This is a genomic window from Steroidobacter sp. (assembly GCF_016790065.1).
GTDB lineage: Bacteria > Pseudomonadota > Gammaproteobacteria > Steroidobacterales > Steroidobacteraceae > Steroidobacter.
Genome location: NZ_JAEUPY010000395.1, coordinates 26,214 through 32,781 on the forward strand (window position 1 = coordinate 26,214; position 6,568 = coordinate 32,781).

Below are 6,568 nucleotides of genomic sequence, written 5' to 3' on the forward strand. Positions count from 1 at the left end.
TGGCTGGCGTATAGAAAGACGATCGTTGCGCCGGAGTTCCTGCATGGCAGCCTCGGCAGAGATTAAATTCTTCGCCCGGGCGTTTTCGGTCGACGGCTGTGCTGGAGCGCCTACAGTGGCCATTGTTTCTTAATGAAGATGCAACAGCACGCCTGGATATCAAGGAACAAACAAGTACGCGCCCCGTTGCGTCAGTGCCGCCTCCCTCACCTCCTTTTTCCCTGAGTATCCCATGGCGAATCGCAAGCCGAATTCCACGCGCGCGTCGAATACCATCAAGTCATCTTCTCGTTCGACAGTGAGTGGCCCCTCGGTAAAACCGGGAACAGCCAAAGGGCTGGCCGACGACGCACTATCGCTCAAAGCTGCCAGCACAGCGGAACTGGTCGCAGCGTTTCCTTACAACAAGAGCAAGGCTGCGGAGTTCGCTCCCGCGCCAGCGACTGAGCCGCCTGCGGGTCAAATCCAATCGCCGTCCTCCTATAGTGTGTTCGCAAGCACGCTCACTGAGAGCAATGCCTCGCCGAAAGTCGGTGACGGCGCGCAGTCGCTAGGCGTGAATCCTAGCAACGGGCCGTTGGATCGAGTACGTGTCGACTCGACCGGGCAAGCACTCACGACCAATCAGGGCGTGGCCGTTGCTGACAATCAGAACTCCCTGAAGGCCGGGCTGCGCGGCCCGACGCTGTTGGAAGATTTCATACTCCGAGAGAAGATCACTCACTTCGATCACGAGCGCATCCCTGAGCGAGTCGTGCATGCGCGCGGCTCCGGCGCACACGGCTACTTCGAATGTTATGAGCCGTTGACCAAACTCAGCCGCGCGTCGCTGTTCGCCGAAAAGAACAAACGCACGCCAGTGTTCGTGAGGTTTTCAACGGTCGCCGGTGAGCGCGGCTCTGCCGACACGGTTCGCGACGTACGAGGTTTCGCCGTCAAGTTCTATACCGATGAAGGCAACTGGGACCTAGTGGGCAACAACATACCGGTGTTCTTCATCCAGGACGCGATGAAGTTTCCCGACGTGATTCACGCCGTCAAGCCGGAGCCGCATTTCGGCATGCCGCAGGCCTCCAGCGCGCACGACACTTTCTGGGACTTCGTGTCGTTGATGCCCGAGTCCATTCACATGCAGATGTGGGTCATGTCCGACCGCGCCATCCCGCGCAGCTATCGCATGATGCAGGGATTTGGTGTGCATACCTTCCGCTTGGTGAATGACGCCGGCGAGTCCACCTTCGTGAAGTTTCATTGGACTCCCGTCGCCGGCACGCATTCCTTGGACTGGGACGAAGCCGTCAAGATCAATGGCGCAGACTCCGACTTTCACCGCCGCGATTTATGGGAAGCCATCGAAGCAGGCGCGTATCCGGAATACGAGCTGGCCGTGCAAGCGTTCTCCGAAGCGCAGGCCAACGAGTTCAGCTTCGACGTGCTCGATGCCACCAAGCTGATTCCCGAGGAGCTGGTGCCCCTCACAGCCATCGGCCGGATGGTGCTCAACCGTAATCCGGACAATTTCTTCGCCGAGACCGAGCAAGTGGCGTTCTGCACGGCCCATATCGTGCCGGGCATCGATTTCTCCAACGACCCGCTGTTGGGCGGCCGCATTCACTCGTATGTGGACACTCAAATCAGCCGCTTGGGCGGAGCCAACTTTCACGAGATCCCGATCAACTCGCCACTGGCGCAGGTTCACAACAATCAGCGCGATGGCATGCATCGTCAAGCCATCCCACGCGGCCGCGTCGCCTATGAACCGAACTCGCTGGGTGGCGGCTGTCCGTTTCAAGCCGGTGCCCGCGGTTTCGTGTCGTTTCCCGAGCCGGTGCAGGAAGACAAAGTTCGCGGCAAGCCGGAAAAGTTTGCCGAGCACTACACTCAAGCCTCGCTATTCTGGAACAGCCAGACGCCGATCGAGCAAGCTCACATCATTGGTGCGTTTCGTTTCGAGCTGACCAGGGTGCAAACCGCGTCGATTCGCGAACGCGTCGTGTCGATGCTCGCCAACGTCGCTGCTGAACTCGCCGAAGGCGTCGCGCTGGGTCTTGGCATCGAAGTACCCGATGCGATGCCGATGGTGGCACCGAAGATCGCCAAGCCGGAAGTGACTACATCGGCGGCATTGTCATTGTTCGCCCGGCCCGGAGCGGGCGGAGTCAAGACGCGACGAATCGCCATCCTGGTCGCCAACGGCGTCGAGTCTGCGTCGCTGACTGCCCTGCACGCCACTCTATCCGGTGCCGGCGCAGTGCCGCGTTTCGTCGCTGCACGCCTCGGTCGGGTCACCGACACCGATGGCGACGGGATCGATGTCGAAGTATCGATGGAAGCAGCGCCTGCGGTGCTGTTCGATGCGCTGGTGCTGCCCGATGGCGCCGCCGCCGTGGCGACGCTCAGTCAAGACGGTCACACCCTGGAGTTCCTCAAAGATCAGTACCGCCACTGCAAGCCGATCCTGGCGCTGGGCAGCAGTGCAGATCTGCTGGTCAAAGCGGATATCGCTGCAATGCTGCCCTCGGGCGAGCCCGACACGGGCGTGTTGCTGTTCGAAGCGGCGGAGCATGTCAAGGCGGCCGCAGCGTTCGTCGTCGCCATTGGCAAGCACCGCCACTTCGCTCGGCACAGCGATCCGCCGTTAGTTTGAAGAAGACGCAGGCGAACACTACGAGCCGGCGGACGCCAGGTGCCCTTGGCTCGCCGCGTACAGGTTTATCCAGCAATCTGTTGCAAATGACGGCCCCGTAGCATAAGAAGGATGAGTTCCGGACTACGCTCCGAGTTCTCATTCCGCCGGGCGAGTTCACTCGCTGCCCCCATGACCGCCGCAGAGCGAGGAAACTCATGAAAGGGCGCAGGACCAAACCCAAGCCGCCAACCGCTCGTAAGAAGGCGGCCGCGCCGCGATCAGCGAGTCACGGCAAAAACCCAGCGAAAGCCAACGGCCCGCTACCTCTCAGCCCATTAGTAGTGGGCATCGGCGCGTCCGCCGGCGGGCTCGAGGCCTTTACTACGTTCTTCACTCACATGCCGGCTGACTCCGGCATGGTCTTCGTCCTGGTTCAGCACCTGGATCCGCATCACAAGAGCATGCTCGTCGACCTGCTCGGCCGGCACACCGCGATGCCGGTCGTAGAGGCAAGCAACGGCGTGCAGCTCGGCGCGAACCGCATCTTCATCATTCCGCCGAATGCGACTCTCACACTGCGCGGCGGAATGTTGCGAGTTTCCAGACCCGCACCCGCAAGGGAGCATCGCCGGCCGATCGACACGTTCTTTGCCTCGCTAGCCGAGGATCAGGGGGAGCGAGCCGTTTGCGTCGTGCTCTCGGGCACTGGCAGCGATGGCAGCTTGGGCCTGAGAAAGATCAAGGAACACGGCGGACTGAGCCTGGCGCAAGCCGATGCGGATGCTACGGCGATGAGTGGCATGCCACAGAGCGCCGCCGCCACCGGCTTGGTCGATCACATCGTGCCGGTCGCGCAGATGCCCGCCCTGCTCGTCGACTACCAACAGCATCTACACGAGATGGCGCCTCGCAAAGATGGCGACGGTAACCGCGTCGACATGCCCGAGCATATGACCGCGATTTGCTCGCTGTTGCGCGCCGGCGCGGGGCACGACTTCAGCCAGTACAAACGCAATACCTTGCTGCGCAGGATTCAGCGACGCATGCAGGTATTGCGCATCGATGCAGTGCCTGCCTTCGTCGAACGGCTGCGCAAGGAACCGCGCCAGGTCGAATTGCTATTTCGTGAGCTGCTGATCGGTGTCACTCAATTCTTTCGCGATCCGCTGGCGTTCGCAGCCCTGGAGCGGACTGTCCTTCCTAAGCTGCTGGAGCACAAACACGCCGACGACCCGCTCCGCATCTGGGTACCGGCCTGCGCTACCGGCGAAGAAGTCTATTCCATTGCCATTCTGGTCAAAGAAGCGCTGGAACGCGCCGGTCTGCGACTGAAAGTCCAGATCTTCGGTACCGATGTGGACGATGCCGCAGTCACCGTTGCCCGCGCCGCCCGTTATCACAAGAGAATGGAAGGTGTGCCGCGAGAACGCATCGAGCGATGGTTCGTCGCGGACGGCGAGGAATACTGTCCCGCACGAGAAATTCGCGAGATGTGCATCTTTTCCACGCACAGCGTCATCAAAGATCCACCGTTTTCGCGCCTCGATCTGATTTCATGTCGAAATCTGCTGATCTATCTGGAGCCGAGCCTGCAGGATCGGCTCATGCAGATCTTCCACTACGCCTTGCGCTCCGATGGCTATCTGATCCTGGGGCAGTCCGAAGGCATCACGCGCAAGACCAAGCTGTTCGCGACGGTCGACAAGAAACATCGAATCTTCCAGCGCCGGCAGACAGCGGCGACAGCGTCCGATTTTCTGCTGACGTCGCCGCCGATGGCAAAAGGCGGGCTGGCAGCGAGGCTCGCCTCGCGCGCCCCCGATCCAGTGGACGCCGAGATCCGCAGCGTCATGGACAAATACTCGCCGGCGTATGTCGTGGTCGATCGGCATCACGACATCGTGCGTTTTTCAGGCGGAGAGCTGGGACGCTTCCTCGAACCCTCGCCCGGCACCGCGAGCCTCAACTTGCTCGGCATGGTCCAGCGGGCGCTGCGCCCGGCAGTACGAGCGGCCATGCAACAGGCGCACAAGACAGCGCAGACGGTGATCAGCGAGCATCCGATTCTGGAAATCGGCGGTAAGAGTCGCTCGATCAAGCTCATCGTCGCGCCGCTGGCCGATGAGCCCGGCACCGACATCAAACGCTGGGTGGTTGCTTTCCAGGAAGCCGCGCTGACCGCGAGCAAGCCGGCCCGGGCGGGCTCCGACATGTCGCACCTGGACCTGCAGGCGCTGGAGCAGGAACTGCTGACCACTAAAACGCAGCTGCGCGCCACCATCGACGAGCTGGAAACCTCCAACGAGGAGATGAAGTCCGCCAACGAAGAATATCAATCCATCAACGAGGAACTGCAGTCCTCGAACGAGGAGTTGGAGACCGCCAAGGAAGAGATGCAGTCGATCAACGAGGAATTGCAAACCATCAATGCGGAGATGAGCAGCAAGAACGAGACCTTGACGCGCTTGAATAGCGACCTGAAGAATCTGCTCGACAGCACCCAGATCGCCACGCTGTTTCTCGACAACAAACTGCGCATCGCCTATTTCACGCCGGCGATGACCCAGCTCTTTCATCTTCGCGACAGCGACCGAGGTCGGCCGATCACGGATCTGGTCACCCGTATCCACTACGATGAACTGCGTCGCGATGTGACCAAGGTGCTGCACTCACTCGCGGTCCTCGAGCACGAAGTGAGCATCGTCGAGGACGGCACTGTCTTCCTGATGCGCATGCGGCCGTATCGAACCGTGGACGATGTCATCGACGGCGTGGTGATCACGTTCCTGGATATCACGGCCCGCAAGCGTCACGAGCAGAACAGCGCGCACCTCGCGGCCATCGTCGAGTCGTCGCAGGACGCGATCATCAGCCACACCTTCGACAGCACCATCACCAGTTGGAATGCAGGCGCCGAAGCCATTTTCGGTTATTCCGCGGCCGAGGCCATCGGCCGGCCGTTCTCGATGCTGATCCCGTCGCAGCAGAGTGAGGATGTGCCGCAGATCCTGGACCGAGTGAAGCACGGTGAACGGGTCGAGCATTTCGAGATCGATAGGCTGCGCAAGGACGGCAAGCAGATCGATGTGTCGCTCACTCATTCACCGATCAAGGATGCCAGCGGCCAGATCGTGGCCGCTTCGACGATCGCTCGCGAGTTCACCGAGCGCAAGCTGGCCGAAGATCACCGGAAGGTGCTGGTCGCCGAGCTGGATCACCGTATCAAGAACACGCTGGCGGTCATCAGCGCGCTGATCGCGCAAACCGTCAAGAGCGCCGACTCGCCCGCCGACTTCGCACGGATCGTCCAAGGCCGCATCCAGGCACTGAGCCGGGTCCACGATCTACTCAATGTTCACCAACAAAGCCATGCCGAGTTACGAGACGTGGTGTCCGGCGAACTGGCCGCCTACCGTCTGGGCAAGGAAGACAGGATCCGCACCGCCGGTCGAGAACGAGTGTGCCTGACGGCGAAGGCCGCTCAGACACTGTCGATGGCTCTGCACGAACTGTGCACCAACGCCGCCAAGTATGGCGCACTGTCGACCATCTCGGGCCAGGTCGACGTGAGCTGGAGCGTCACCAACGCCGCCCCCAATGACCGCCTGTCGCTGCAATGGATCGAAACCGGCGGACCACCCGTGGTGCCCCCGACTCGGCGCGGCTTCGGCAGTGAGTTGATCGAGCGCATCGTCCGGAATGACTTGGAGGCCGACGTGCAACGTGATTTTCTCAAGCATGGCGTCCGCTGTGCCATCGCGTTTGCACTGAGCGACAAGACCGGCTACGTCATTACAGCAACTGACGAGGCCGGTTGACTCACGAAAAGTCTACGCAGGCCCTGCCCAGGCGGCGCCTGGGACGCGGAGCGGTTACTTCAGCTGCATGTCGTTCTTCACAGATTTGACGCCATTGACGGTGCGCGCCACTCTCATTGCG

At 61.1% G+C, this 6,568-nt stretch carries 2 protein-coding genes; both read left to right on the plus strand.

All coding sequences use genetic code 11. The features are described 5' to 3' along the window. Window positions 1-232: 232 nt before the first annotated feature. Window positions 233-2,647, plus strand: coding sequence for a catalase (locus tag JNL55_RS16440; protein WP_293855709.1), 2,415 nt, complete (start codon window positions 233-235; stop codon window positions 2,645-2,647). A 197-nt stretch (window positions 2,648-2,844) separates the two neighbouring features. Then, window positions 2,845-6,447: a chemotaxis protein CheB gene (locus tag JNL55_RS16445; RefSeq protein ID WP_293855712.1), complete on the plus strand. Its 3,603-nt coding sequence runs from the start codon at window positions 2,845-2,847 to the stop codon at window positions 6,445-6,447. Window positions 6,448-6,568 lie beyond the last annotated feature (121 nt).

Excerpts from the sequence above, each read along its gene's own strand:
- JNL55_RS16440 (WP_293855709.1), top strand. The coding sequence starts at position 233 with ATGGCGAATCGCAAGCCGAATTCCACGCGCGCGTCGAATACCATCAAG.
- JNL55_RS16445 (WP_293855712.1), top strand. The coding sequence starts at position 2,845 with ATGAAAGGGCGCAGGACCAAACCCAAGCCGCCAACCGCTCGTAAGAAG.